This is a genomic window from Halopseudomonas pachastrellae (assembly GCF_900114765.1).
Classification (GTDB): domain Bacteria; phylum Pseudomonadota; class Gammaproteobacteria; order Pseudomonadales; family Pseudomonadaceae; genus Halopseudomonas; species Halopseudomonas pachastrellae.
The window spans coordinates 15,400-40,884 of record NZ_FOUD01000011.1; the positions used below are offsets into that span (position 1 = coordinate 15,400).

General features: G+C 63.7%; 22 protein-coding genes and 1 pseudogene. 8 read left to right on the forward strand and 15 right to left on the reverse strand.

Annotated features, from left to right (window positions below; all coding sequences use genetic code 11):
• Window positions 1–5 precede the first annotated feature (5 nt).
• Window positions 6–569, forward strand: a complete 564-nt coding sequence (locus BM116_RS09885) for a TetR/AcrR family transcriptional regulator (RefSeq protein ID WP_083729141.1) — start codon at window positions 6–8, stop codon at window positions 567–569.
• A gap of 17 nt (window positions 570–586) precedes the next feature.
• On the opposite strand, the pseudogene BM116_RS09890 reads toward BM116_RS09885, so the two are convergent.
• The 3 genes and pseudogenes from BM116_RS09890 to BM116_RS09900 all read right to left on the reverse strand — a co-directional run.
• A pseudogene (locus BM116_RS09890) lies at window positions 587–877 on the reverse strand (SDR family NAD(P)-dependent oxidoreductase); the annotation flags it as partial.
• 67 nt (window positions 878–944) lie between these two features.
• Window positions 945–1,544, reverse strand: coding sequence for an NAD(P)H:quinone oxidoreductase (gene wrbA / locus BM116_RS09895; RefSeq protein ID WP_083728878.1), 600 nt, complete (start codon window positions 1,542–1,544; stop codon window positions 945–947).
• 116 nt (window positions 1,545–1,660) lie between these two features.
• The gene (locus tag BM116_RS09900; protein ID WP_083728880.1) at window positions 1,661–1,894 is read right to left on the reverse strand and encodes a DUF3820 family protein; all 234 of its coding nucleotides are present in this window, start codon (window positions 1,892–1,894) and stop codon (window positions 1,661–1,663) included.
• Between the two features lie 101 nt (window positions 1,895–1,995).
• On the opposite strand from BM116_RS09900, the gene BM116_RS09905 reads away from it, so the two are divergent.
• Complete coding sequence (locus BM116_RS09905; protein WP_083728882.1) at window positions 1,996–2,361, forward strand: glutathione S-transferase N-terminal domain-containing protein; 366 nt, start codon at window positions 1,996–1,998, stop codon at window positions 2,359–2,361.
• Window positions 2,362–2,372: 11 nt separating this feature from the next.
• Here BM116_RS09905 and BM116_RS09910 read toward each other — a convergent pair whose 3' ends face one another.
• Entirely contained in the window at window positions 2,373–2,750 is a 378-nt protein-coding gene (locus BM116_RS09910) for a carboxymuconolactone decarboxylase family protein (protein ID WP_083728884.1), read from the reverse strand.
• Window positions 2,751–2,887: 137 nt separating this feature from the next.
• Here BM116_RS09910 and BM116_RS09915 point away from each other — a divergent pair, with 137 nt between their 5' ends.
• A complete protein-coding gene (locus tag BM116_RS09915; RefSeq protein WP_083728886.1) occupies window positions 2,888–4,291 on the forward strand; it encodes an MBL fold metallo-hydrolase RNA specificity domain-containing protein in 1,404 nt (467 codons plus the stop codon).
• Window positions 4,292–4,323: 32 nt separating this feature from the next.
• Here the strand turns inward: BM116_RS09915 and BM116_RS09920 are convergent, their stop codons facing one another.
• The 4 genes from BM116_RS09920 to BM116_RS09935 all read right to left on the reverse strand — a co-directional run bounded on the left by BM116_RS09920 (window position 4,324) and on the right by BM116_RS09935 (window position 8,447).
• Window positions 4,324–6,678, reverse strand: a complete 2,355-nt coding sequence (locus tag BM116_RS09920; protein ID WP_083728888.1) for a phosphoketolase family protein — start codon at window positions 6,676–6,678, stop codon at window positions 4,324–4,326.
• A gap of 158 nt (window positions 6,679–6,836) precedes the next feature.
• Window positions 6,837–7,001, reverse strand: a complete 165-nt coding sequence (locus BM116_RS09925) for a DUF1328 domain-containing protein (RefSeq protein ID WP_083728890.1) — start codon at window positions 6,999–7,001, stop codon at window positions 6,837–6,839.
• Between the two features lie 93 nt (window positions 7,002–7,094).
• Window positions 7,095–7,526, reverse strand: coding sequence for a ferritin-like domain-containing protein (locus BM116_RS09930; protein ID WP_083728892.1), 432 nt, complete (start codon window positions 7,524–7,526; stop codon window positions 7,095–7,097).
• A gap of 90 nt (window positions 7,527–7,616) precedes the next feature.
• A complete protein-coding gene (locus BM116_RS09935) occupies window positions 7,617–8,447 on the reverse strand; it encodes a BON domain-containing protein (protein ID WP_083728894.1) in 831 nt (276 codons plus the stop codon).
• Between the two features lie 312 nt (window positions 8,448–8,759).
• On the opposite strand from BM116_RS09935, the gene BM116_RS09940 reads away from it, so the two are divergent.
• Complete coding sequence (locus BM116_RS09940) at window positions 8,760–9,317, forward strand: DUF4136 domain-containing protein (protein ID WP_083728896.1); 558 nt, start codon at window positions 8,760–8,762, stop codon at window positions 9,315–9,317.
• Window positions 9,318–9,409: 92 nt separating this feature from the next.
• Here the strand turns inward: BM116_RS09940 and BM116_RS09945 are convergent, their stop codons facing one another.
• From BM116_RS09945 to BM116_RS09955, 3 genes are all read right to left on the reverse strand, one after another.
• On the reverse strand, window positions 9,410–11,212 hold the full coding sequence (locus BM116_RS09945) for an acyl-CoA dehydrogenase (protein ID WP_083728906.1): 1,803 nt from the start codon (window positions 11,210–11,212) through the stop codon (window positions 9,410–9,412).
• A gap of 112 nt (window positions 11,213–11,324) precedes the next feature.
• Entirely contained in the window at window positions 11,325–13,949 is a 2,625-nt protein-coding gene (locus tag BM116_RS09950; RefSeq protein ID WP_083728898.1) for a winged helix-turn-helix domain-containing protein, read from the reverse strand.
• A 106-nt stretch (window positions 13,950–14,055) separates the two neighbouring features.
• Window positions 14,056–15,012, reverse strand: a complete 957-nt coding sequence (locus tag BM116_RS09955) for an AraC family transcriptional regulator (protein ID WP_083728900.1) — start codon at window positions 15,010–15,012, stop codon at window positions 14,056–14,058.
• Between the two features lie 373 nt (window positions 15,013–15,385).
• On the opposite strand from BM116_RS09955, the gene BM116_RS09960 reads away from it, so the two are divergent.
• The 3 genes from BM116_RS09960 to BM116_RS09970 all read left to right on the forward strand — a co-directional run bounded on the left by BM116_RS09960 (window position 15,386) and on the right by BM116_RS09970 (window position 21,194).
• On the forward strand, window positions 15,386–16,555 hold the full coding sequence (locus BM116_RS09960; protein WP_235846734.1) for an efflux RND transporter periplasmic adaptor subunit: 1,170 nt from the start codon (window positions 15,386–15,388) through the stop codon (window positions 16,553–16,555).
• A gap of 75 nt (window positions 16,556–16,630) precedes the next feature.
• Window positions 16,631–19,804, forward strand: coding sequence for an efflux RND transporter permease subunit (locus BM116_RS09965; protein WP_083728904.1), 3,174 nt, complete (start codon window positions 16,631–16,633; stop codon window positions 19,802–19,804).
• Window positions 19,797–21,194: an efflux transporter outer membrane subunit gene (locus BM116_RS09970; RefSeq protein WP_090475137.1), complete on the forward strand. Its 1,398-nt coding sequence runs from the start codon at window positions 19,797–19,799 to the stop codon at window positions 21,192–21,194. The genes BM116_RS09965 and BM116_RS09970 overlap by 8 nt, the downstream gene beginning before the upstream one ends.
• A gap of 114 nt (window positions 21,195–21,308) precedes the next feature.
• On the opposite strand, the gene BM116_RS09975 is transcribed toward BM116_RS09970, so the two are convergent.
• From BM116_RS09975 to BM116_RS09990, 4 genes are all read right to left on the reverse strand, one after another.
• Window positions 21,309–21,857: a cupin domain-containing protein gene (locus BM116_RS09975; protein ID WP_083725696.1), complete on the reverse strand. Its 549-nt coding sequence runs from the start codon at window positions 21,855–21,857 to the stop codon at window positions 21,309–21,311.
• Between the two features lie 114 nt (window positions 21,858–21,971).
• Window positions 21,972–23,042 carry an alanine racemase gene (gene alr, locus BM116_RS09980; RefSeq protein WP_083725694.1) on the reverse strand — a complete coding sequence of 357 codons (1,071 nt, stop codon included), beginning with the start codon at window positions 23,040–23,042 and terminating at the stop codon, window positions 21,972–21,974.
• 96 nt (window positions 23,043–23,138) lie between these two features.
• A complete protein-coding gene (locus tag BM116_RS09985) occupies window positions 23,139–23,495 on the reverse strand; it encodes a RidA family protein (RefSeq protein ID WP_083725692.1) in 357 nt (118 codons plus the stop codon).
• Window positions 23,470–24,771, reverse strand: a complete 1,302-nt coding sequence (locus tag BM116_RS09990; RefSeq protein ID WP_083725690.1) for a D-amino acid dehydrogenase — start codon at window positions 24,769–24,771, stop codon at window positions 23,470–23,472. The genes BM116_RS09985 and BM116_RS09990 overlap by 26 nt, the downstream gene beginning before the upstream one ends.
• A gap of 142 nt (window positions 24,772–24,913) precedes the next feature.
• Here BM116_RS09990 and BM116_RS09995 point away from each other — a divergent pair, with 142 nt between their 5' ends.
• Window positions 24,914–25,408 (forward strand): Lrp/AsnC ligand binding domain-containing protein, encoded by a 495-nt coding sequence (locus BM116_RS09995; protein WP_083725688.1) that lies wholly within the window; start codon window positions 24,914–24,916, stop codon window positions 25,406–25,408.
• Window positions 25,409–25,485: the final 77 nt, after the last annotated feature.

Consider the following 25,485-nt stretch of genomic DNA (forward strand, 5'->3'; position numbering starts at 1 on the left):
GCGTCATGCGCTATTCAGAAGACCACAAGGCCAAAACCCATCAGCTGATTCTCGACGAAGCGGCCCGTCGCTTCCGCCGCGACGGCGTCGGCGCGACCGGCCTGCAACCGTTGATGAAGGCGCTCGGCCTGACCCACGGTGGCTTCTATGCGCACTTCAAATCCAAGGACGATCTGGTCGAAAAAGCGCTGCGTCATGCGGTCGACAACTTGAAGACATCACTGGCCATGCACACCGGCCCCGATGTGCCGCTCAGTGCGCTGATCGATACTTACCTGTCCGAAGGCCACCGGGCCAATCCCGAGCAGGGCTGCCCGTTGCCGACGATCTCTGCCGAACTGGGTCAGCGCGGCCAGCAGAGCGAGATTACCGACGAAGTGGTGGAAGACCGGCTGGACAACATTGCCAGTAAGCTGCCGGGCGAAGACAGCCGCGCCCAGGCGATGCTGGTGCTCTCGGCGATGGTCGGTGCGCTGTTGCTGTCGCGCAGCGTGAAGGACGAATCCTTGTCTGCAGAGCTGCTGAGTAATACCCGCGAGCAGTTGAAAGCGCTGACTGAGTCGGCGTGAACGGCAGGCCGTGGCCCTCAGCTGTAGCGCGCTGCCGGCTGGTTATGTGACAGGTCGGGGGCCAGCTGCAGCCTGGCCTGGGTCAGCGCCTGCCACTCGCTGCTGTCCTGCGGCGAAGGAATAGTCACCAGCTCGCCCTGATCAAAGCCGCGTAGCGCGGCATCGACCAAGTCCTCTACTTCCATCACCATGCTCGGCGGAACCTGCGCCAGCGAGCTGCTCGAGCGCTCGAAAATCTCGGTACGGGTGACGCCGGGCAACACCACTTGCACCTGCACACCGGTGCCGCTCAGTTCGCTGTGCAGGCTAATGATAGTCGTAATTCAATGGGCTGTTTGGCCTGGCGACCGGCGGTATGAGGCGCCGGTCGGCGTATCAGCCAAATAGCTTCTGGGTAACCCCGGCGACGTATTTGCCCTGATAGCGGGCAATGGCGCGTTCGCGCGCATCGGGCTGGCGAGAGCCATCACCACCGGCGATGGTGGAGGCGCCGTAGGGTGTGCCGCCCTTGCCGTGCTCGATGTCGGCCAGCTCCTTGGTGCCGTAGCCAATTGGCAGCAGGATCATGCCGTGGTGCGCCAGGGTGGTCCAGGTAGAGGTGATGGTCATCTCCTGGCCGCCGCCGGTGCCGGTGGAGGTAAACACGCTGGCGATCTTGCCATGTAGCGCGCCCTTGGCCCACAGGCCGCCCGTCTGGTCGAGGAAGGTGCGCATCTGTCCGGACATGTTGCCGAAGCGCGTCGGGGTACCCAGCAGGATGGCGTCGTACTCGGCCAACTCGCCGGGGCTGGCTACCTCGGCCGCCTGATCAACCTTGCCGCCAGCGGCCTTGAAGGCGTCGTCGGGCATGGTTTCGGGTACACGCTTGACGGTCACCTCAACGCCTTGAACCTGTCGCGCGCCTTCGGCAACGACCTGCGCAAGGGTTTCGATATGTCCGTACATGGAGTGATAAAGCACCAGAATCTTGGCCATCAGTTTGCTCCTGCTGTGATTGAAAAGGCTGAGCCAGGCCCGCTACAGCGACATGGTTCAGCGTGTCTCTCAGCATAGAGCACCTGAGGCAAGGCAAGTTCAGGTGATCTGCACTATCAATTTTGATAGTGACGGGGCGGCACCTTGCGCAGCGGGTCCAGCAGGGGCTTGAGGCCGTTGTGGTCGATCTCCTGCATCAGTTGCAGCAGACGGCCAACCTCGCCCTTGGGAAAGCCCTCGCGGGCAAACCAGTTGAGGTAGTGGCCGGGCAGATCGGCGATCAGGCGGCCCTTGTACTTGCCGTAGGGCATTTCGCGGGTGACGAGCAGGAGAAGGTCTTCGGGCTTCATCGGTGCATTATGCTCCGTTGCGTTGGTCGGGTCATCTTGGGTCGCGGGGGCGGAAAGGGTATGCTGCGTGGCCTAATTTTTCGCTACAGAGAGTCATTGCCATGATCGTCAAGGCACTGCGGGTCGTTGTTGGCCAGCTCGTCGTCTTTATCAGCTTTCTTACCCGCCCGAGCCCCATGCGGCGCGAGCCTGCTGCCCAGGCGGAGGTGAACGACGCGGCATCTGCGCTGGCGCTGTACCAGTTTAACGGCTGCCCGTTCTGCGTGAAGGTACGCCGCACCCTGCGCCGGCTGAATCTGCCGGTCGAGCTGCGCGACGCCTCCGGCAATGCCGAACACCGTCAGACCCTGTTGGCCCAGGGCGGCAAGGTCAAGGTGCCTTGCCTGCGCATTGAAGAAGCTGGCCAGACCCGCTGGTTGTACGAGTCCAGTGCGATCAACGAATACCTCGAACAGCGTTTTGCCTGAGCCCGGTCAGCTCAATTTTGCTGATAGCTGTCGATGACTTCCTGCGCTGAGCGGAAGGCGTCGATGGCGGCCGGCACACCGGCATAGACCGCGCAGTGCAGCAGCGCTTCGCGGATCTCTTCTACCGTGCAGCCGTTGTTCAACGCGCCGCGCACGTGGCCTTTCAGCTCCTGCGGGCACTTTAGTGCGGTCAGCGCGGCCAGGGTGATCAGGCTGCGCGTTTTGCGGTCCAGCCCTTCTCTGTTCCAAACCCCACCCCAGGCGTGTTCGTTGACGAAGTCCTGCAGCGGCTGACTGAACTCCGTTGCGTTGTTCAGGGCGCGATCAACAAAGGCGTCGCCCATGACTTCACGGCGTACCTGCACGCCTTCCAGCTTGGTATTGCTCATAGTCTGCTCCTGTGACGATCGCGGCAGTGTATCAGCCTGTTGGCGCTAACGCTGATGTGGGTCAGCGCAAGCGACGGCATGCCCCGGCAAACTGTGCCACAGTGGAATAGCCACGATGACATAGCGGAGGTTGCGGCATGGCGAGTGTTCGATTTCTGGGTGCGGCGCAGGAGGTCACCGGGTCTTGTCACCTGTTGAGTTCTCCGGCGGTGGGCAAGGTGCTGCTGGACTGCGGCATGCATCAGGGCGGCGATGCGGTGGATCGGCTGCGTGACGAGCGCTTTGGCTTTCAGCCCGCCGAGATCGATGCGGTCATCCTCTCCCATGCGCATATCGATCACTCCGGCCTGTTGCCCAAACTGGTCAGCGAAGGGTTTCGCGGCCCGATTTATTGCACCCGCGCGACTGCCGATCTGCTGCAGGTCATGCTCAACGACGCCGCCGGGCTCTATGAGCGCGACCTTGAACGGGAGAACCTGCGCCGCGCGCGCCGTGGTGCGCCGGAACTGCAGCCGGCCTATACCCGGGCGGATGTGGAGCGGGTGTTCAAGCAATGTGCGCCGCAGCGCTACCGGGAAACTGTAGCGCTGGGTGAGGCAGGCACCCTGACGCTGCACGACGCCGGCCACATTCTCGGCTCGGCGATTGTCGAGCTGACGCTGCAGGAGCAGGGCCGCGAGAAGCGCCTGGTGTTCTCCGGCGACCTGGGCAAGAAGGACAGCGTGCTGCTGTTTGATCCCGAGGTACTGACCCGCGCCGACGTGGTGATGATGGAAGGCACCTACGGTGACCGTGATCACCGTACGCTGGGTAACACCGTTGAGCAGTTCGAGCAGGTGCTGCATGAGGCCTGGGAGCGCGGCGGTAACGTGATGATTCCGTCCTTTGCCGTGGGCCGCACCCAGGAGCTGCTGTTCTATCTGGGGCAGTTGTACCAGCAGGGCAAGCTGGATAACTGGGAGGTGTTTCTCGACAGCCCCATGGCGATCGAGGTGACGCGCCTCTATGACCGCTGGCTGAGCCAGCTCGACTGCGAGGGCGCCAAGGGCCTGTGCAGTGGCGACCAGACCTTGCTGCGCGATTTTCTGCCGCGCCTGCGGCTGACTGCCAGCACCGACGAGTCGATGATGATCAACAAGATCAAGCGCGGCGCGCTGATCATTGCCGGCAGCGGCATGTGCACCGGCGGGCGCATTCGTCATCACTTCAAGCAGCGTATCTGGGATGAGCGCAACACCCTGATCTTTGTCGGTTATCAGGCGCGCAACACGTTGGGCCGCATCCTGGTTGACGGGGTCAAGCGCATCAAACTGTTCCGAGAGGAATATCTGGTGCGCGCGCAGATCGAAACCCTGGGCGGCTTTTCGGCGCACGCCGGGCAAACCGGGCTGGTGGACTGGGTCAGCCATTTCGAGACCAACCCCAAGGTGGTGCTGGTGCACGGCGAGGCGGATGCGCTGGATGCGTTGGCCAAGCGGCTGTGGGATGAGCACCAGATTGAGGCCATGATCCCGACCCAGGGCCAGAGCCTGGCGTTCTGAGTGCGCCCCGCTCACCGCCTGGCGGTGAGCGGCTAGTCCTGCAGCAGCCGTGGATCGCCCTGCCCCTTGAGCACCGCCTGTTCGGTGGGCTCCAGCAGATCATCCAGCGGCATTGCAAGTAGCTGCGCGGCGGCGGCGACCAGGTGCGCCCAGCTTTGCTGGTTGGCAAACTGCATACCGAAGGTATCCAGCGTGCCGCCGCGGCTGCGATAGCCGAGGAAGCGGCTGGTCTGCGGGCCGGTGTCGAGGCGGCGCAGCACCCCGGTCATGACCTCGGCGTGGCCATGGCAGACAAACAGGCGGCAGCGGGCAGCGGGAATGCGCCGGGCCAGATCGGCATCGCTGTGCACGGCGGCACGCTCCATCGCATCGCGCCCTTCGCGCAGCAACCCTGGCTCGATCAGCACCACCTCGCTGCAGGGTACGCCGTGGTAGCGCAGATGCCGGGCGGCGCGGCGTACTGCCTGCAGCTGGTAGGCGCCAATGGCCAGCAACTGCAGCTCGGCGCCGGGGTCGGCACTGAGTACGGCGAAGCCGCTGTCGGCAGCGGCTTGGGCCTCCGGCACGGTCAGGCAGGTGTCCACCGGGTTTTTCGGAGCCACGATCAGCGCCACCTGTCCGTGGCTGGCGTAGACCTTGCGCAGCACCGCCACGGCGCTGTGGCTGTCGACCGGGAAGTAGACCGGGGCACTGTCACTCATCTCCTGCAGCCAGGCGTCGCACAGGGTCGGGTCCTGGTGGGACTGCTCGTTCTTACCGTTCTCCCAGGTGTGGGAGGTGGCAATGATCGGCACGCTGAGCCAGTTGGTCGGGCGGCCCAGCTCACGGGCGTGGCGACTGAAAATCAGCTCCTGACGCATGGCGCCGAGCATTTTCACGGCAAAGGCTTCGTAGCTGACGGCCAGGTTGATGCCCTGCCGGTTGGCCAGTGCGGCGGAAACCACCGCTTCTTCGTTGAGTGCGGTAATCACGCTGCCCTGCAGCCCCTCGGCGATACCGTCCTCGGCGGCGGTAACGCGGTGCAGCAGGTGGTCCAGAGTCTGGTTCATGCGGTTGCTGCGCATCTCATCCGGGTTGCCAACGCGCACCCGCAGCTCGGGGTTGGCGCGGGTCAGGGCGCAGAACCACTGGTCGATGGCGGCCATGGGTGCGCCGGGCTGCTCGATACTGATCGGCGGCAGCACTGGCGTGGCGACCTGAATCTGCGCCAGTGGGTGATCCTTCTCCTGCGGGCGCTGTTGCCCTGCGTGATTGCTTAACGCGGCAACCGCGGCGCGCAGCTCTGCCTCGCTGACATGCAGCGCGGCGATGCCCTGATTGAAGCGCTCGCGGGCGGCTGCGTCGGTGGCGGGGTTGTCGACCAGCGGCAGGTTGTGGGCGGCATTGGTGCCAGCCCCCGGAAAGCCGAAGCCCTTGACCGTCTCTGCAATTGCATAGGGCAGGCGCACCGGGTACTCGGCATCGCCGTCTACGATGGCCTGGTGGGCATCGCGCAGGGCGCGGCCCATGCTGATGATGGCCCAGGCAAAGGCGGCCGGGTCGCGGCCATCGATGTCGATCGGGTCAAAACCGTTCAGCGCCAGATGCTCGCGCAGCCAGTCAACCCCGCCGACCTGGGCCATGGTTGAGCGCTGGTCGATGCGCCGGCCGTTGGCGATCATGATCGGCATGACCAGCCCGCTGTCTTCGCCGCGCCACCAGCGCGGTGCCCAGTCGCTGCCACGCTGCTCCTCAAAGGCGCCGTCGCTGAGAAAGGTCACCAGCTCTTGCCCTGGCAGCGGCATGTGCACGTATTGCAGCCCGGCAAAGCCGAGATAGCCGCCCTCGCTGATGCCGCCACCGGTGTGCGGGTTGACGTGGCTACCCAGCGGCACCGCCGGGCGGCCTTCGGCATCGATGGCGTAGCTGTAAAAGTCCTGACAGAGCTGACTGAGCCCGGCGTCGCTGAACGGGTAGCGTTCGGCCTGCGCCGCTTCGGTGTTGCCCGTCAGGACGTTGACCGCATCAATTGCCGCCACGCAGTGCCCCTGCCCCATCAGCCAGCTGCGGGTGGTGCCGGTCAGCGCGTTGGCGAGCAGGTAGCCAACGTAGGCCGGCACCATGTTCAACGCGCCGCCGGTGTGGCCCTCGGGTTGGGGTTTGAAATCGCTCTGCGCGAGCGGGCGGCCGTCCAGGTAGACCTGACGTGCGTAGGTCATGTGCGCCACCTGACGCATCGCGGCGTTGCATAATCTGTCTGCCGCCTGCAGCAGCGTCAGCGCCTGTTCGCGGGAGCAGGTGCCGTCTGCGGCCAGGACATCAAGCAGCGTATCGATGCGCTCGCGGGTCAGAAAATCATGCTGGATGACGCCGAAGCCCTGGCTCCAGTTGTGCAATGTGTCGGTCATGCTGGTCTCCTTGCCCTGTCTGTTTGCCACCCTAGCAGAGATTGGCGTGACCACCTTGCGCTGGGTCAGGGTTACTGCCGGCATGCTCTGATCTGAACAGAGGCCCAAACGCAAGCACCCGCCGTGATGGCGGGTGCGGGGTCCTTCAGCGTGGGGCGCTATAACTTGGGTCGGCGTCCTATGATGAAGGAGACAATGAACAGCACCAAGAAGACCAGGAACAGGATTTTCGCGATCCCTGTTGCGGTGCCAGCGATGCCACCGAAGCCCAGAACCGCAGCGATGATGGCGATAATCAGGAAAGTAATAGCCCAACTAAGCATGGTGTTTCTCCTTTTCAACAAGCCTGCGGCGTGATCGCTCCGGCCTGATCTCTCTGGTTGCCGCCAGGCGGAGCTGACGGCGACCGGTGTTGTTTACTGTGCTTTTTTCAGGTCGCGCATGCGGTCGTGGCAGGCGCGTACCTTTGGCAGCAGCGGGGCGACGTCGGCGCGCAGGTCAGGCTCGTGCGCGTCCATGGCATCTTCAAAGGCGTGCAGAATGCGGTCCTCGGCCTCTTCCAGCTGGGCGATATAGGTAGCGCCCTCATCGCTGGACAGTTTGGCGCGGGTGTCGGCATAGACTTCACGCAGCTTGCCGGTCAGGGTGCCACCGGTTGCCGGGGTGTCGGCGTTGGCAGCGACCTTGCCCTGCAGGGCAGCGATCACTTCGGTCTTGGCCTGGGCCATGTCGGTGAACAGGGCCTTGAGTTGGGGTTCTTTCACCTCATCACGGGCGTGCTCGTAAAAGCGCTTGCCGTCACGGGTTACTTCAATCAGGTCATTCAGTTCGTCAGTCTTGGTGCTCATGATCCGTCTCCTTCTGTTGGGTGCTTAACAAAAAACGGTTCCGCTTCAAGCTTCAGAGGTGTGGCCGGCCCGGTTGGGCCGGCCTGCGGGTTAGCTGGCAGTGCGCAGGTTTTCTGCGGTCACTTCCTTCACGCCCTTGATGTTCTCGGCAGTCTGGATGGCCAGATCTTTCTCTTCGCTGGACATCACGGTGCCGCTTAGGGCAACTACGCCGTTCTTGGTGTCCACAGAGATATCCAGACCACTCAGGTTGCTGCTCAGCAGGTAGCTGGATTTGACCTTGCTGGTAATCCAGGCGTCGCTGATGGCTTCGCCAGCGTCATCGGCTGCGTTCTGGGCCTTGGCGGCAGCAGTGGCTTCGCCATTGACGCGAATTTCGTTGTCAACGCGGTGCACGCCGTCGGTGTCTTTGGCCAGCATGCCGGCCAGATCCTTGGCTTCGTCGCTCTGGGCGGTACCGCTCAGGGTAACCACGCCGTTGTTGGTGGTGACGTCAATGTCCAGGCCTTCGGTGTTGCTGTTCCACAGCAGCTTGGACTTGATGGTCGCCGTGGTGGTGGCGTTGCTGAAGCTGGTCGACAGCGACGGGTTGCCTTCAGTGCGCTCCTTGCGCTCGGCGTCCGGGTTGACCTGCAGTTGGTTGTCAACGCGCTGGATGCCGTCGATGTCCTTGGCAACCTGTTCGGCCAGGTCGCGATCAACGTCACTCTCTACATCACCGGTCAGGGTGGCGACGCCGTTTTCGACATCGACATCAATGGTGAAGGGGTTGAGGTGACGGTTCAGGGTGATGGCGGTCCAGATAGAGCCTTCCTGGCGGGCTTCGGTCAGGTCACCGTCGTCAGCGTGTGCGGCCATTGACGTCATGCTCAGTACGCTGGCGGTGGCGGTAGCAATGGCAAGTGTTTTCAGCTTGGTCATGGGTGTTTCTCCTGTTCTCGCTTTGTCCGTTTCCGGTCTATCGGTGACCGTTGCAAGAGATATTGCAGAGGCCGTGCCAGCTTTTTTGTTTTTTTAATTTCTTTATGAATCAATAAGTTATGGCGTTTTGATGGCCCGGTGACCTATGCGCATTGCACGACCGCAAAAAAATGGCCGTGCAATTTGCACGCTTTTTCGGTGTCCAATTTGGCAAGTGCGACCAGCGGCCTTATCGCGGCCATGGCCGGGCAGCGGTCAGAGCTGCGTCGCGCTACACTGGGGGCCGGCGTCATCACCATTGGAGTACTTCTCATGCGTCTTCATCATGTGTTTCTGTTGCCCTGTGTCCTTGCCTTGGCAGCCTGTCAAACCACCATCAAGCCGGACTACGACACCAGCTATGACTTTTCTACCAGCCAGACCTGGCAATGGGCTGAGCCCAAGGTCACCTTTACCCCCGCCGATGATCCACGCCTGAGCAGCGACCTGACCGCCGAGCGCGTCAAGCAAGCGGTGGCCGATGGGTTGGACGCTCGCGGCCTGAGCCCGGTGCTGGAAGGTCAGACGGCAGATTTGTCGGTCAAGACGTATGTTGTGGTGGAAAACCGTGAAGAGAACGTGAGTACCAGCTTTGGCGGCTACTGGGGCTGGGGTGGTGGGTTCTGGGGCGGCCCGTCGATCCAGACCTATCCCTCGGACTACAAGGAGATCACCCTGCAAATCGACCTGCTCGACCCGGCCAGCGGACGCCTGTTGTGGCGTGGCAGCGAAAGCGAGCGCCTGAGCTCCTCGCCGCAGACCCCGGCCAAGCGCGACGAGCAGGCTCGGCGCATGACGGGGCGAGTGCTGGAAGCCTTTCCGCCCTACTGAGAGGGGCATAAAAAAACGCGGATGGCATGCGTGGTGCCATCCGCGTTTTCTCTTCTGTCAGGCCGGCAACAGCGTGCCGGCCTCTCCTGAAGTCAGAACCAGGCGTCCTGCATGTCGTAGGTCAGGCGGTTGCCGGCGCGCAGCAGCTGTGCCTGGCTGGCCAGGCCGGCTAGTTCCCAGTCCATGAAGTAACGCGCAGCGTGCAGCTTGCCCTGGTAGAAGTCGGCTTCGCTGTCGGCTGCGCCGGCCTCCAGCGCGCGTTCGGCCACCAGTGCCTGACGCAGCCAGATCCAGCCCACCACAACCCGGCCAAACAGATCCAGGTACGCGGTAGCGTTGGCCAGACCCAGATCTACATCCGCAGCGACCTGTGCCTGCAGTTCCGGGCTGAGTTGTTCCAGAATGCCCAGCGCGTCGTTCAGCGCGGCAGCCAGGCCGGCGCACTGCTTGCTGCCAGCGGCCTCGCTTATGCTGGCGCGAGCCGCCTCGAGGAACAGGCGATAGCCCTTGCCGCCACGCTGGCCCAGCTTGCGGCCCAGCAGGTCGAGGCCGTGGATACCTTCGGTACCTTCGTGGATCGGGTTCAGGCGGTTGTCGCGGTAGTACTGCTCCAGCGGGTACTCGCGGATATAGCCGGAGCCGCCGAGGATCTGGATGCCCAGATCGGACGCAATCACGCCGTACTTGGACGGGTAGGACTTGACCATCGGGATCAGCAGGTCGAGCAACTCGGCGGCGTCTGCGCGCTCTGCGTCGGTCGGCGCGGTGTGCGAGTCTTCGAACAGGCTGCTGGCGTACAGGCACAGGCTCAGGCTGCCTTCGGCGTACACCTTTTGCTGCAGCAGCATGCGACGCACGTCGGCGTGCTCGACGATGCGAACCTGCGGTGCCAGCGGGTCTTTGCTGCCCGGCAGACGGCCTTGCGGGCGCTCGCGGGCGTAGTCCAGTGCGTGGATGTAGCTCTGATACGCCAGCACCGAGGCGCCGAGGGCAACACCAATGCGCGCCTCGTTCATCATCTGGAACATGTACGACAGGCCCTTGTTGGCCTCGCCGACCAGATAGCCGACCGCACCGCCTTTCTCACCGAAGCTCAGCACGGTGGAGGTGGTGTTGCGGTAACCCATCTTGTGCAGCAGACCGGCCAGGGCAACGTCGTTGCGCGCACCCAGGCTGCCGTCTTCGTTGACCAGTACCTTGGGTACCAGAAACAGGGAGATCCCCTTGACGCCGGCCGGTGCGCCTTCAATGCGCGCCAGCACCATGTGCACGATGTTGTCGGTCAGTTCGTGATCGCCGCCGGAGATGAACATCTTCTGGCCGAATACGCGATAGCTGCCGTCTTCTGCCGGGCGTGCGGTGGTGCGAATGTCGCCCAGCGCAGAGCCCTGGCCCGGTTCGGTCAGCGCCATGGTGCCGCTGTAGCGGCCGTCCAGCATCGGCGGCAGGAAGCGCTCGCGCAGCTCATCGCTGGCAAAGCTCTTGACCAGGTTGGCAGAGCCGATGGTCAGGAACGAGTAGCCGGAGGTGGAGATGTTGGCGGCGCTGAAATAGGCAACGCAGGTGCGCAGGATGACTTCCGGCAGCTGCAGGCCGCCGTCTTCGGCATCGTGGTGGGCAGCGTGGAAGCCGGCTTCGGCCAGGGCGTTCCAGGCGGCTTTGGTTTCCGGAATCAGGGTGACCTTTTCGCCGTCGAAGGTGGGCTCGTTGGCGTCGCCTTTCCGGTTGTGCGGGGCCAGATACTCGGCGGCGATGCCGCGGGCGGTTTCCAGCGTGGCATCGAATACGGCGCGGTCGTGATCGGCGTAGCGCGGGCGCTCCAGCAGCGCTTCGGTGTCGAGCATTTCGTAGAGCTGGAAGTTCAGCTCGCGTTCGTTGAGCAGCTTGTCGGTCATGGTGGCCTCGTCGGCAGGGTGAAACACGCTGTGCTTTTTAGCAAAGTGCCTGACCTGATGCGTCCAACCAAGGGTGGATTTTTTGGGTGGAGGTGGGTGGAGAAAAAGGCCGCTAGGATAGAATTTTGAGGCTGCGGGCAATCTGGATGGCCTGCTGCCGCTCGCTGGCGCCCAGCTTGCGGAACAGGTTGTTGATGTGGGTCTTGATGGTGCTGGTGCTGACTGAGAATGCCTCGGCCAGTTGCTGGTTGTTCTGGCCCCGGGCAATACGTTGCAGCACCTGCTGCTCGCGCCGGGTCAGTGGCTCAATCAAAAGTTGTTGGGTCTGGCTGTCGGCCAGCAGCTGCTGCAGTGGATGCAGCAACGGGTTATCGGCCGGTAGCGGCGCGAGCCCCTGTTGTTGGCGAAAACGCGCCGATAGCAGCGGCCTGAGCGCCTCGCTCAGGCTGCGGCCTTCATGCTGCAGCAATTGCGCAAAACCGTGTTGCAGGCTGAGTTGCAGTGCGGCCTCAAGCTGGTTGATCAGGCTGTCGCGGTGGCCGGCGTCTTGCGCCAGCCGGGCGCCCAGCAGGTGCGCCTGTAGGGCCAGCCAGTGGTTATCCTGTTGCCGGGCCTGGTTGAGCAGGTCTGCGGCGCGCTGGTGAGCTTCGCTGTGTCTGCCCTGATGCTGCAGTACCCAGGCGTAGGCCAGCAGCTCCTCACGGTGGGCGTTGGCCTCCCCTTGCTGCTGGCACCAGCGCCACTCGTCAAGCCACTGCTGAATAACGGCTTCGTCCTGCTGCCGCACAGCAAGGCGGACGCGCCAGGCGGCTGCCTGGCGGTAGAGTCCGCAGAGGCGAAACTGACTGGTCAGGCGCAGGGCTTCATTCCACAGCCGTGCGGCGGTGGCGCTCTGGTCCCAGGCGTCGTGCAGGCAGGCCTGGTAATGCAGCACCCAGGGTAAGGCGGCGCTGTGGCTGACCTCCAGCGCGGTTGCCTCGGCCTGGGCCAGTTGCTGGCGCGCCGCCTCGAATGCGCCCTGCTGCTGCAGCACCTGCGCCTGCCCAATGTTGAGAAACAGCTCGTAAAAGGTGTTCGAACGGCTATCGGCTCGCTCGGTCAGGGCGCCCAGGCGGCGAGCGGCGCCGGGGCTGTCGCCCTGGCTGAGGTCGATCTGGGCCAGCAGCAGTTGCAGGTTGTGGGTGTAGCCGCGGAAGGCAAACTGGCTGAGCTGGGTCAGGGCATCCTGCGCTACCCGGCGGGCGGCCTGCAGTTCGCCCAGGGCATGCAGGCAACTGGCGCGGTTGTACAGCAGTACCGCGCTGGCGGCGGTTTGCTGCGGCCAGCGGCGCAGGCTGTCGCCGGTCAGACGCAAGCCGTGGCGGTAGTTGCCGGCCAGCACCGCCAGCCGGCTGCGCACAAAGGCCATGCTCTGGAACACCCGTTCTGGCCGGGGAATCGGCGGCGGCAGTTCGCGCACCAGACGTTGCAGGCGGGCTAGGCACAGGCGGGCGCGCTCGATGTCATTGGTGGCGATGACGGTACTGGCCTCGGTGATAGCCAGGGTCAGGTGGTCGGTGTCGCGGTTGGGCAGGTCCATCAGAAAGTCAACGATGGAGTCCACCTTGCCCTCGCGCAGCAGGTCAAAGCTGTGCTGCTCCACCTCGGCCAGCAGCCGGTTGTAGTCGCCACCGCGCCCCAGCTGATAGACCGCCTCGCCGTAGCAGCCGTGCTGCAGCAGCCAGTCTGCTGCGCGCAGGTGCAGTTGTCGCAGGCGTTCCGGCGCCCGCTGCTGCAGGCGCTGCTGGCAGGCGTTGCGCAGGGCCGGGTGGTAGCGCAGCGGTAGCAGCGGGTCCGCGTTGTCCTCAATGAACAGGCCGTCTCGGCGCAGCTGGGCCAGGGTGCGGTCGGTCTGCGTAGCGCCAGTCAGGTGCGCGGCCAGTGCCGGGCTGAAGGCGCTGACCACCGAGGTTTGCTCAAGAAAATGGCGCAGGCGCGGGGTCAGGCTGTCCAGCACCGACTCATTCAGGTAGCGCGCGGTATCGTCATCGGCGTTTGCCTGACGGGCGCGGGCGGACAGGGCCAGCAGCACGCCGCTGATCCAGCCTTCGGTGCTGGTGCGCAGCTGATAGAGGCTGTCATTGTCCAGGGCGATATGGCGGGTGCTGGCCAGCGCGGCTATCTGCTGGCTGTCCAGGGTCAGGTCGGCGGTGTCGAGTTCGAGCAGCTGCTGGTCACGGTACAGCTGGGTGATGGCCAGCTGTGGTTCGCCCTGACAGGCGGCGATAATCTGCAGCCGGGGTGTCGCCAGTGTCAGCAGGCGGTTGATCAGCTGGCGCGCAGGGTTGCTGCGCAGCAGGTGCAGGTCGTCAATAAACAGCACCAGTGGCGCCTGGCGTGCTTCCAGCTGGTTGAGCAGCGCGGTTTCCAGGTGCGCCGGATTGCCGGTTTGCGCTACCGCCAGCAGTGCAGCCAGTTGGCTGTGTAGCTGCGCTGGCTGGTTGTCGGCGCTAGTGCAGCGTAACCAGAGCCAGTCCTGTTGCAGCTGCAGGGCGCAGGCGTGCATCAGGGTGGTCTTGCCATAGCCGGGCGGGCTGCGGAGCAGTGCCAGGCGACGCCCTTGGGCCAGGTGCTGCATGAGCTGGTCGAGCAGTACGCTGCGCGTGAGGGGTTCGGCTGGCAGCGGCGGCGGGCGCAGGCGGGCATGGTCGGGCGGCGGTGCGTCCCGGTACTCGCTGTGCTGCCTGTGCTGACTCATGTGCGCGCCTGCGGTGGTGAATGTCCTGCGCAGTATACGCGCTCTCCCCGCCTTGCCTGCCCGAAAGCGGCCTGTGGCGGTGGGAAATGTGCGCAGGCGCTGCAGGTTACATCGCGCTTGCCATCGCCTGCTCGCCGCGCAGCTTGCTGACGTCGGCGCGCGGTGGTGCGCCGAACATGCGGCGATACTCGCGGCTGAAGTGCGAGGGGCTTTCGTAGCCGACGCGGTAGCTGGCCGTCGCCGCTTCCAGCCCTTCGAACAGCATCAGGCGTCGTGCTTCGTGCAGGCGCAGCTTTTTCTGGAACTGGACCGGTGACATGCGCGTGACCTGCTTGAAGGTGTGGAACAGGGTCGACTCGCTCATGTTCACATCGTCGGCCAGTTCGCGTACCCGTAGTGGTTCGGCGAAGCGGTCCTTGAGCACCGCAATTACTTTGGAGATACGATGCGCCTGGGTGTCGCTGGCAACAAAGTCACGCAGGCGCCAACCCATCTCGCCCATCAATGCACGATAGAGCAGTTCGCGGCGTACCAGCGGGGCCAGGATGCGGGCGTCGGTTGGAGACGACAGCAGTGCTACCAGGCGGGTCATGGCCTGCAGGATGCCGGTATCCAACGGCGCGACACACAGGCCACAGGACGCTGCCGGGCACTCGCGCTGCTGGTCGAGTGGCGGCAGTGCGTCGCCCAGCTCCATTACCATCTCTGACACTTCCTGCTGATCCAGCGACAGCTTGACCGCCAGGTAGGGCGCGCTGGGCGTGGCATCGACAACCGCGCCAACCACAGGCAGCTCAACCGCCGAGATCATGTAGCTCAGCGGGCCGTAGACAATTTCCTTGTCGCCGAGCTGCACCGTCTTGCTGCCTTGAGCAATAACGCAGAGTGCGGGCTCGTATACCGTCGAGCGGACGCTGGTCGGGTGGTCGGTACGAAAAATCTGCAGCCCGGCAATGGAAGTGTCGTTGATGCCTTCGACCTCTGCGCGCTCACCCACCAGGTCGGCCAGCTGGCGGCACATGGGCAGGTCTAGCGTGGTTGGGTGAACATGCTGGTCGGACATGGTAATGGCCTCGTTCGGAGTTTCGCGACAGTATACGCAGCTCGATTAACGCCTTGGTGACAGCCTGTCAGCAATTGCAGGATCAGGCAATAAGCTTGCAGGATCGCGCAAAGCCTGGTTCTGTAGCGTGTGTTTTGTCTCTTTCTGGTGCGATTGTGTCTACTGCTGCGCACAGTTATGAGATTGCCAAAAACTCCCGCAGAACAGAATTAGGCAATCTTTGCGCAGAACTCCGCTACCCGGAAATGCCACCCCCACCGTATCGTTCACGCCATACCTGATCCCTCTTAACCAGCCAGCGCCCATCCGGGGCGCGGGGATCATTTCGTTTTTGTCTGCCAAATAGCGCAACCCACAGGGAGCGATGGATAACATGAACAAGCATGCTTTGAATGGCTTTGCCCGTTACGGCGCTGCATCGGCGCTGGTTCTGCTGCTGGCTGGCTGTGACGCCAACGGCGATCAGGCCAGCAACCAGGCGATACCGGCACCGGAAGTGGACGTTGCAGTGGCCCAGTCGCGCGACGTAACACTCTGGGACAACTTCACCGGCCGTATGGCCGCACCGGAAACCGTGGCGCTACGAGCCCGTGTCAGTGGTTATATCGACAAGGTTGCCTTCGAAGAAGGCGAGCTGGTCAAGCAGGGTGACGTGCTCTTTGTCATCGACCAGCGCCCTTACCTGGCACGCCTGCAGATGGCGCGCGCAGAGGTTGCCCGCGCTCGCAGCCAGGTGACGCTGGCCGCGCGTGAAGCCGAGCGCGCCGAGCAGCTGTGGGAGCGCCGGGCCATTTCCCGCGAGGAGATGGAACAGCGCAGCGCTGCCCGGACCATGGCGCAAGCCGCGCTGGCCTCGGCTGAAGCGGCGCAGGACAACGCCGAGCTGGATCTGGCCTACACCGAGGTGAAGGCGCCGGTGTCTGGCCGCATGGGGCGCGCGGAGATTACTCGCGGCAACCTGGCGACCGCCGATGCGACGCTGCTGGCAACGCTGGTGTCGGTGGACCCGCTGTATGTCTATTTTGAGAGCGATCAGCAGACCGCCGAGGGTAACCCGCTCGATGACGCGGGCAGCACGCCGGTTCGTCTGGGGCTGGGCAATGGTCAGGACTACCCCTATCAGGGGCAGCTCGACTTTGTCGATAACCAGTTCAATGCCAGCACCGGCACCCTGCAGTACCGCGCCGTGATCGCCAACCCCGAGGGGCTGTTCCGTCCCGGTCAGTTTGCCCGCGTGCAGATGCCGGTGGCGGCTGCCAGCAAGGCCATTCTGATCGACCAGAAAGCCGTGCTGACCGATCAGGATCGCCGCTATGTCTACGTGCTGGATGAGGGCAACCGGGCGACTCGTCGCTTTGTCGAGACGGGCCGGCGGGTGGATGGCCTGCTGGTGATCAGCGGTGGTCTGCAGTCGGGCGACCGGGTGGTGGTCAACGGGCTGCAGAAGATTCTCTACCCGGGCATCGAAGTCGCACCGCAGCTGGTCGCCATGGATCGCCGCAAGCCTGCTGGCAACGAGGTCGCACAGCACACTGCGTTCTGACCCTGAACTGACTTTCCCCTTTTAACGATATTGCTGGGGCGTGCTCTCTCGAGCACGCCAAGGGAGCGTATTGCCGTGAATATTTCACGTTTCTTTGTCGACCGGCCGATCTTTGCCTCGGTGCTGTCGATCATCATCTTTGTGGTCGGCCTGATCAGCATCCCGATGCTGCCGGTCAGCGAGTATCCGGAGGTTGTGCCGCCCAGCGTGCTGGTCAGCGCGAGCTATCCGGGCGCCAACCCCAAGACCATCTCGGAAACCGTCGCCACGCCGCTGGAGGAAGCTATCAACGGCGTTGAAGACATGATCTACATGAAGTCGGTAGCCGGCAGTGACGGCAGCCTGGCGCTGACCGTGACCTTTGCCCTGGGTACCGACCCGGATCAGGCGCAGGTGCAGGTGCAGAACCGGGTGTCGCAAGCCCTGCCGCGCCTGCCCGAGGATGTACGTCAGCTGGGGGTGACCACGCAGAAGCAGTCGCCCAACCTGATGATGGCGGTGCACCTGATCTCACCGGATGACAGCCTGGATGCGACCTACATTCGCAACTATGCGGTGCTGCACATCCGTGACGAGCTGGCGCGTATTCCGGGTGTTGGTCAGGCCGGCCTGTTCGGTGCCGGCGACTATGCCATGCGCCTGTGGGTTGACCCCCAGCGCGCGACCTCCCTCGGCGTTACCGCCGGCGATATCGTCGCTGCCGTGCGCGAGCAGAACGTGCAGGTGTCGGCCGGTCAGATCGGCGCGCCACCGATGCCGCAGGGCTCGGACATGTTGATTTCGATCAACGCCAAGGGGCGTCTGGACAGTACCGAAGCCTTTGGCGATATCGTGCTGAAGACCGGTGCTGACGGCGAGATTACCCGCCTGCGTGACGTAGCCCGAATCGAGCTGGCGGCGCAGGAAGATTCCCTGCGCGCCCTGCTCGACGGCCGTCAGGCGGTGGCCCTGCCGATCTTCCAGTCACCGGGCTCCAATGCCCTGGATGTGTCTGCAGCGGTGCGTGCCAAGATGGCCGAGCTGGCTGAGGACTTTCCCGAAGGCCTGAGCTGGGAAGTGGCCTACGACCCGACCGTGTTTGTCAGCACCTCCATCAGCTCGGTGATCACCACCTTGCTCGAAGCGGTAGCGCTGGTGGTGCTGGTGGTCATTCTGTTCCTGCAAACCTGGCGCGCGTCGCTGATTCCGCTGCTGGCGGTGCCGGTGTCGATTGTCGGCAGCTTTGCCGTGCTGCTGATGCTGGGCTTCTCGATCAATACCCTGACGCTGTTTGCCATGGTGCTGGCGATCGGCATTGTGGTGGACGACGCCATCGTGGTGGTCGAGAACGTCGAGCGTAACATCGAGCAGGGGCTGGCTCCGCTGGCGGCGGCGCATCAGGCGATGCGCGAGGTCAGCGGGCCGATTGTGGCGATCAGTCTGGTGCTCTGCGCGGTGTTTGTGCCGATGGCGTTTCTGGATGGCATTACCGGCCAGTTCTATCGCCAGTTCGCCGTGACCATTGCCATTACCACGGTGATTTCGGCGATCAACTCGCTGACCCTGTCGCCGGCGCTGGCCGCTACCCTGCTCAAGCCTCATGGCGCCGCGCCGGATCTGCCGACCCGGGTAATCAACCGCAGCTTCGGCTGGTTGTTCCGCCCGTTCAACCGCTTCTTCCAGCGTAATGCCGAGCGCTATGAAGGGCTGGTAAGCCGCAGCCTTGGACGACGCGGCATGGTGTTTGTGGTCTATCTGCTGCTGTTAGGCGTCACCGTGGTGATGTTCCGTCAGGTGCCGGGCGGCTTTATCCCGGTTCAGGACAAGACCTACCTGATCGGCAGCATCCGGCTGCCCGAAGGCGCCACACTGGATCGGACCGAGGCGCTGGCGCGTCAGGTCAGTGACCTGGCGCTGGAAACCGAGGGCGTGGCCAACGCGGCGGCCTTTGTCGGCTTTAACGCGCTGCAGGGCACCAATACGCCGAACGTCGGTACCGTGTTTATCCTGTTTGATGACTTTGACATCCGTGAGCGCACGGCCGATGAGATTGCCGCCGAGATCAACGGCAAGCTGGGGCAGTTGAAGGAAGGCTTTGCCATTTCCTTTATGCCGCCGCCGGTGTTTGGCCTGGGCGCGGGGTCGGGTTATTCGCTGTACATTCAGGATCGCCGCGGCAATGGCTACGGTGCCCTGCAGCAAGCCACCGACGGGCTGGCGATGCAACTGAGCCAGACGCCGGGCCTGAGTTTCCCGATTACCTCCTATCAGGCTAACGTGCCGCAGTTGGACGCCGAGGTGGATCGTCTGCAGGCCAAGGCCCAGGGCGTGCGCCTGGATGAGCTGTTCGGCACCCTGCAGCTGTATTTCGGCGCGCAGTACATCAACGACTTCAACCTGTTCGGCCGGACCTATCAGGTGCGCGCCCAGGCAGATGCGCCCTTCCGTGACGAGCCAAGTGACATCGACAGCCTGTACGTGCGCAACGCCGCCGGCGAGATGGTGCCGCTCAACACCATGGTCAGCCTCAAGCCGAGCTTTGGCCCGGACCCGGTGATCCGTTACAACGGCTACCCCGCGGCGGATCTGATTGGTCAGTCTGACCCGGCCATGCTGTCGTCGACCGAGACCCTTGCCACCGTTGCGTCGGTTGCTGCCAAGGCGCTGCCGCCAGGTATGGATATTGAGTGGACCGACCTGAGCTTCCAGCAGGTCAATCAGGGCAGCGCCGCACTGGTGGTGTTCCCCGTTGCCTTGCTGCTGGTGTTCCTGGTGCTGGCGGCGTTGTACGAGAGCTGGGTGATGCCGCTGGCGGTGATCCTGATCGTACCCATGTGTTTGCTGGCGGCCATGCTTGGCGTCTGGTGGACGGGCGGTGACGCCAACATCTTTGTCCAGGTGGGCCTGGTGGTGCTGATGGGGCTGGCGTGCAAGAACGCCATCCTGATTGTCGAGTTTGCCCGCGAGCAGGAAATGGAAGGCGTGGAGACCGTCAAGGCCGCGCTGGAAGCAAGCCGCCTGCGTCTGCGCCCGATCATCATGACCTCGGTCGCGTTCATCGCCGGTGTGGTGCCGCTGGTGCTGGCCTCGGGTGCCGGCAGTGAAGTGCGCAACGCCATGGGCATTACCGTATTTACCGGCATGCTCGGTGTGACCCTGTTCGGGTTGCTGCTGACACCGGTGTTCTATGTTGCGCTGCGCAAGCTGGCCGGCACCTCGCTGGCCGTCGAGCAGCCTGCGGCGCAACAGGAGGCAAAATCCAATGCATAAACTTCTCCCTCTGGCCCTGAGCGTGATGCTGAGCGCATGCGCCGTGGGCCCTGACTATCAGGCGCCGGCGTCAGTGCCGCTGACGAGTTTCAGTCAGGCCGACGCGGCGGCCGAGCAGCAGGCCAGCGAGCAACGCTTCTGGTCCGGCTTCAATGATCCGCAGTTGGCGGCACTGGTCGACCGTGCACTGGCGCAGAATCTGGATGTGCAGACCCTCCTGGCGCGCTATCAGGGAGCCGAAGCACTGCTGCGTGGCGCCCGTCGTGACCGCTGGCCCAGCGTGACCTTGCAGGCTGCCGGTGGTGAGCAGCACCTGGCCGAGGTGGAGCGCACCGATCCCAACCGGGAACGCGTGGAGCAATACTCGGTGGGTTCCGTCGCTAGTTGGGAGCTCGACTTTTACGGTCGCCTGCAGCGTGCGGTAGAAGCGGGTGAGGCGGACCTTTCGGCCAGCGCAGCGGATCTGTCGGCGTTGCAGGTCGCGATTGCCGGTCAGGTTGCCAGTGGTTACTTCACTCTGCGCGGTCAGCAGCAGCTGCTGGCCGTAGCCGAACAGAATGTCGAATTGCAGCAGGCCTCGCTGGATATCGTCAGTGCCCGGCTGGATGCCGGTCGCGGCACCGAGTTTGATCGGGTCAGGGCCCAGGCCGAGCTGGACGCCCTGCGCGCAGCGGTACCGCAGCGCCAAGCCGATGTGCAGCTCAGCCTGCACCGGCTGGCGGTGTTGACCGGCCAGCCGCCAGCAGCGCTGAACGAGCAGTTGGCTGCGCCGCAGGAGTTGCCGCCGATGAACGCTCGCATTGCGGTGGGCGCGCCTGCCGAGGTGCTGCGTCGTCGCCCGGATATTCAGGCGGCTGAGCGGCGGCTGGCGGCAGCGACTGCGCGCATTGGTGTAGCCACTGCGGATCTGTTTCCGCGCTTTACCCTGGGCGCCTTGCTTGGCTCGGTAGCGGGCAGCGACGGTGACCTGTTCACCGCTGGCGCCGAGTCACGCAGTGTGACGCTGGGTATCGACTGGACCTTCCTTGACGTAGAAGGCGTGCGCGCCCGCATCGCAGCGGCGGATGCCACCGGCGCCGAGCGCCTGGCGCAGTACCAGCAGGCCGTGTTGCTGGCGCTGGAGGAAACCGAGAACGGGCTGGTGCGCTACCGCCACGCGCAGGAGCGCAGCCGCTGGCTGCTGGCCTCAAGCGAAGCGGCGCAGGCCGCGGTTGATCAGGCGCGGCTGCGCTACGAGCAGGGCTATATCGAGTACTTTGAAGTGCTGGATGCCGAGCAGCAGCTGACCGGCGTGCGTAGCGATCTGGTGCAAAGCCGCATCGAAACCGCAACCGCGATGGTCAGCGTCTATCGCTCGTTGGCCGGCGCACCGCCAGTACCCGGCGCGTAGGGGCACGGCATGCCGTGATCGGGTGGCCTTGAAGACGGCGCTGGGCGAGGTTGTCGAGATTGCTCGGTGGAGAAGCCTGCGGCGTTCCCCACCCTACGACCCACCGGCGGGTGCTTAGAAGTTGGCGGGCGTGGTTGCGCTGATCAGCACGCAGGGCACGTCGAAGGGGTTGCGGAAGCGGTGCGGCTGGCTGCTGTCAAAGTAGTAGCTGTCACCGGCTTCCAGCACGTAGACCTCACTGCCGACGGTCACTTCCAGCTGGCCGCTGACCACGGTGCCGGCCTCTTCGCCTTCATGGTTGAGCATGTCCGGGCCGGTATCGGAGCCGGGCGGGTAGGTCTCGTTGAGGAAGGAAAACGCGCGATTGGGATGACCCTTGCCGACCAGTTTCATGGTCACTTCGTTGCTGCCGATGTCGAGCAGCTCGTCGGCGCGGTAGATTACCTGGCGCTGGCTGTCCTGTTCGAGTTCAAGGGAGAAGAAGTCTACCAGCGACATGGGGATGCCGGAGAGAACCTTTTTCAGGGAACTGACCGAGGGGCTGACGCTGTTCTTCTCGATCATGGAGATGGTGCTGTTGGTGACGCCGGCGCGTTTGGCCAGTTCACGCTGGGACAAGCCCTTGAGTTTGCGAATGGTTTTGAGACGGGCACCAACGTCCAATGGCTGCTTCCTCCGGCGAATCGGGTGAGTGAACGCTTTGGCGGCGTTCGACCGGGGGATAATTGCACGGCTGTTCAGAATTTTCAACGGCTGTGCAATCTAGCGGGCCACCTTTCAGTCGCGGTAGTGACGGGGTACGCGGTTCAGGTTGCAGAACAGCTGATAGGGAATACTGTCGGCCCAACTGGCAACTTCGCTGGCGTTCAGGCCGTTGCCCCACAGGGTAACCGCGCTGCCCAGACCGCTGCCGGGCAGGTCGGTCAGGTCAACCGTGAGCATGTCCATCGACACCCGACCAATCAAACCCGTGCGCTGGCCGTCGACCAGCACCGGCGTGCCGTCTTTGGCGTGGCGCGGGTAACCGTCGGCATAGCCCATGGCAACCACGCCAACCCGGGTCGGCCGGGGTGTGATAAAGCGCGAGCCGTAGCCGATGGGCTCGCCCGCCGGCAACTCGCGCACGGCGATGATGCGTGAGATCAGCTGCATCACCGGGCGCAGCTTGCTGGCGTTGTCCTGTTCGAACTCAAACGGCGTGGCGCCATAGAGCATGATGCCGGGGCGCAGCCAGTCGTGATGGGCTTGCGGCCAGGCCAGGATACCCGGTGAGTTGCACAGGCTGGCCGGGCCTTCAAGGCCGGCAGTGGCGGCGGCAAAGGTCGCCAGTTGCTGTTCGGTACGCCCGGTCTCGGGCTCATCGGCGCGTGAGAAGTGAGTGATCTTGCTCAGGCTGGCGACCTGCGGCAAGGCGGCCAGACGCTGCCAGACGCTGGCGTATTCAGCGGGGCTAAAGCCGACGCGGTGCATGCCGCTGTCGAGCTTCAGCCAGATGTGCAAGGGGCGGCTGAGGTTGGCGTCTTGCAGCTGCAGCAGTTGCTCTTCATGGTGCAGCACGGCCCAGAGATCGTGCTCGGCCAGCAGTGGCAGCTCGTCGGCCTCGAACCAGCCTTCAAGCAGCAGGATCGGCTGGCGGATGCCGGCGGCGCGCAGCTCCAGTGCTTCCTCTATGCAGGCCACGGCAAAGGCGTCGGCGCTACCCTGCAGGGTCTCGGCGCAGCGCACGGCGCCATGCCCGTAGGCATTGGCCTTGATCACCGCAAAGGCGCGGCACCCGGAAAGGGATTTGGCCAACTGGTAGTTGTGACGCAGGGCAGACAGGTCGATCAGGGCGTGGGCTGGGCGCATGGCAGGGCATCTTGAATAAAAAAGACGGGGCAAAGTGCCCCGTCAGAATATCAGAGGTCGCCGAGTGCGTGGGGGCGACAACTGAGAGGGTGACTGTTACAGCGCGGCGACCACCGACATCTCGACCAGAATCTCCGGCTCGCACAGTTTGGCTTCAACGGTTGCACGGGCCGGTGCGGTGCCAGTCGGCAGCCACTGATCCCAAACACCGTTCATGGCTTCAAAGTCGGCGTCGATGTCTTTCAGGTAAATGGTCACCGACAGGATCTTGGTCTTGTCGGTACCCGCTTCGGCCAGCAGCTTCTCAATCTCTGTGAGGGTGCTGCGGGTCTGCTCGGCGGCGCCTTTTACAAGGTCGTCATCGGCGGCAACCTGACCGGCAAGGTAGACCGTGTTCTGGTGAATCACGATCTGACTCATGCGCTGGTTAGTGTGCAGACGCTGGATGGCCATGGTGCTGGTGTTCCTTGTGGTTGGAGTAACGGTCAAAGCTGTAATCGCCGGCGTTCAGTGCGGGCTTTTCGCCGGACAGCAGGTCGGCCAGCAGCTTGCTGGAGCCGCAGGACATGGTCCAGCCCAGGGTGCCGTGACCGGTGTTGAAATACAGGTTGCGCAGGCTGCTGGCGCCGATGATCGGCGTACCGTCCGGGGTCATTGGGCGGAACCCGGTCCAGAAGGTGGCCTCGGCAACCTTGCCGCCCTGCGGGAACAGATCGGAGACGACCATCTCCAGCGTGGCGCGGCGCTTCTCTTTCAGGGTGTCGTCAAAGCCGGTCAGCTCGGCCATGCCGCCCACGCGGATACGGTCGGCAAAACGGGTAACGGCCACCTTGTAGGTTTCATCCATGATGGTGGAAACCGGTGCCATGGCGTCGTCTGCCACCGGCAGGGTCAGCGAGTAGCCCTTGACCGGGTAGATAGGCAGGTCAAAGCCGAGCGGGCGGGCCAGTTTCGGCGAGAAGCTGCCGAGGGCCAGCACGTAACGGTCGGCGGTCAGGACTTCGCCGTTTTGCAGGCGCACACCGGTGATTTGCTTGCCGTCGCTATGCAGCTCATCGATTGCACAGTTGTAGCGGAATGTGACGCCCAGCTCGGCCGCTTTGGCGGCCAGGCGAGTGGTGAACAGGTGGCAATCGCCGGTTTCGTCGTTGGGCAGGCGCAGGCCGCCGACGATCTTGTCGGCGCTGGCGGCCAGGCCGGGTTCGGCGCGCACGCAGCCGTCACGGTCGAGGACCTCGTATGGCACGCCGCAGCGCTCCAGCACGGCGATGTCCTTGGCGGCTGCGTCCATCTGTTTCTGGGTGCGGAAGACCTGCAGGGTGCCCTGCTCACGGTGTTCGTAATCGACGCCGCTGTCGCTGCGCAGGTCCATCAGGCAGTCGCGGCTGTATTCGGCCAGGCGCATCATGCGCTCTTTGTTGACCGCGTAGCGCGCCTCGGTGCAGTTGGCGAGCATCTGCACCATCCAGCGGTACTGGTGCGGGTCGCCGGTCGGACGGATGGACAGCGGCGGGTGCTTGGCCAGCATCCATTTGACGGCCTTGAACGGCACGCCCGGTGCGGCCCACGGGGCTGAGTAGCCGGGGGAGATCATGCCGGCGTTGCCGAAGCTGGTTTCCAGACCGGCACCCGGCTGGCGATCAACCACGGTCACCTGATGGCCGGCGCGGGCCAGATACCAGGCGCTGGTAACGCCGATGACGCCACTACCGAGGATGAGAACCTGCATGCTGTGCTCCCGCAAATGTGCTGGTGAATATGCCCTTGGGCGATATTGCTATTCTATGGCAAGTGATCTGGGCTGATTTTTCGTTTATTTTGCGCATTGCAGAGCAAGATTCTTTTCTGAAATTTTTTTTCAGGGGTATTTCATGAAAACCAGAAAGGCCTCCAGTCGCGAGCTGGATCGCATCGACCGCCACATCCTGCAACTGCTGCAGGAAGAAGGGCGCATGTCCTATGTGGAATTGGGCGAGCGTGTCGGGCTCTCTACCACGCCCTGCATGGAGCGGGTAAAGCGGCTGGAACGGGAGAAGTTCATCCTCGGTTACGGTGCCCGGCTCAACCCGCAGAAGCTGCAGGCCAATCTACTGGTGTTTGTCGAGATCAGCCTGTATTCCAAGTCGGCCGATATCTTTGATGACTTTCGCCGCGCGGCGACCAAGCTGCCCCACGTGCTGGAATGTCATCTGGTCTCCGGTGACTTCGATTACCTGATCAAGGCGCGGATTTCCGAGATGGCGTCTTACCGCAAGTTGCTGGGCGACATCTTGCTGCGCTTGCCCGGGGTGCGGGAGTCCAAGAGCTACATCGTTATGGAAGAGCTGAAGGAGACACTGGCGCTGCCGATTCCGGAGTCGGACTGAGCGGGATTGTAGGGGCGCTGGTATCTGGTTATGCTGGCGTCAATTTTTATTTACGGTGTTTCACGATTTCAAACGCC

Excerpts from the sequence above, each read along its gene's own strand:
- BM116_RS09970 (WP_090475137.1), top strand. The coding sequence starts at position 19,797 with ATGCATAAACTTCTCCCTCTGGCCCTGAGCGTGATGCTGAGCGCATGC.
- BM116_RS09940 (WP_083728896.1), top strand. The coding sequence starts at position 8,760 with ATGCGTCTTCATCATGTGTTTCTGTTGCCCTGTGTCCTTGCCTTGGCA.
- BM116_RS09930 (WP_083728892.1), bottom strand. The coding sequence starts at position 7,526 with ATGAGCACCAAGACTGACGAACTGAATGACCTGATTGAAGTAACCCGT.
- BM116_RS09935 (WP_083728894.1), bottom strand. The coding sequence starts at position 8,447 with ATGACCAAGCTGAAAACACTTGCCATTGCTACCGCCACCGCCAGCGTA.
- BM116_RS09995 (WP_083725688.1), top strand. The coding sequence starts at position 24,914 with ATGAAAACCAGAAAGGCCTCCAGTCGCGAGCTGGATCGCATCGACCGC.
- BM116_RS09905 (WP_083728882.1), top strand. The coding sequence starts at position 1,996 with ATGATCGTCAAGGCACTGCGGGTCGTTGTTGGCCAGCTCGTCGTCTTT.
- BM116_RS09960 (WP_235846734.1), top strand. The coding sequence starts at position 15,386 with ATGAACAAGCATGCTTTGAATGGCTTTGCCCGTTACGGCGCTGCATCG.
- wrbA (WP_083728878.1), bottom strand. The coding sequence starts at position 1,544 with ATGGCCAAGATTCTGGTGCTTTATCACTCCATGTACGGACATATCGAA.
- BM116_RS09900 (WP_083728880.1), bottom strand. The coding sequence starts at position 1,894 with ATGAAGCCCGAAGACCTTCTCCTGCTCGTCACCCGCGAAATGCCCTAC.
- alr (WP_083725694.1), bottom strand. The coding sequence starts at position 23,042 with ATGCGCCCAGCCCACGCCCTGATCGACCTGTCTGCCCTGCGTCACAAC.
- BM116_RS09955 (WP_083728900.1), bottom strand. The coding sequence starts at position 15,012 with ATGTCCGACCAGCATGTTCACCCAACCACGCTAGACCTGCCCATGTGC.
- BM116_RS09920 (WP_083728888.1), bottom strand. The coding sequence starts at position 6,678 with ATGACCGACACATTGCACAACTGGAGCCAGGGCTTCGGCGTCATCCAG.
- BM116_RS09985 (WP_083725692.1), bottom strand. The coding sequence starts at position 23,495 with ATGGCCATCCAGCGTCTGCACACTAACCAGCGCATGAGTCAGATCGTG.
- BM116_RS09950 (WP_083728898.1), bottom strand. The coding sequence starts at position 13,949 with ATGAGTCAGCACAGGCAGCACAGCGAGTACCGGGACGCACCGCCGCCC.
- BM116_RS09910 (WP_083728884.1), bottom strand. The coding sequence starts at position 2,750 with ATGAGCAATACCAAGCTGGAAGGCGTGCAGGTACGCCGTGAAGTCATG.
- BM116_RS09990 (WP_083725690.1), bottom strand. The coding sequence starts at position 24,771 with ATGCAGGTTCTCATCCTCGGTAGTGGCGTCATCGGCGTTACCAGCGCC.
- BM116_RS09915 (WP_083728886.1), top strand. The coding sequence starts at position 2,888 with ATGGCGAGTGTTCGATTTCTGGGTGCGGCGCAGGAGGTCACCGGGTCT.
- BM116_RS09885 (WP_083729141.1), top strand. The coding sequence starts at position 6 with ATGCGCTATTCAGAAGACCACAAGGCCAAAACCCATCAGCTGATTCTC.
- BM116_RS09945 (WP_083728906.1), bottom strand. The coding sequence starts at position 11,212 with ATGACCGACAAGCTGCTCAACGAACGCGAGCTGAACTTCCAGCTCTAC.
- BM116_RS09925 (WP_083728890.1), bottom strand. The coding sequence starts at position 7,001 with ATGCTTAGTTGGGCTATTACTTTCCTGATTATCGCCATCATCGCTGCG.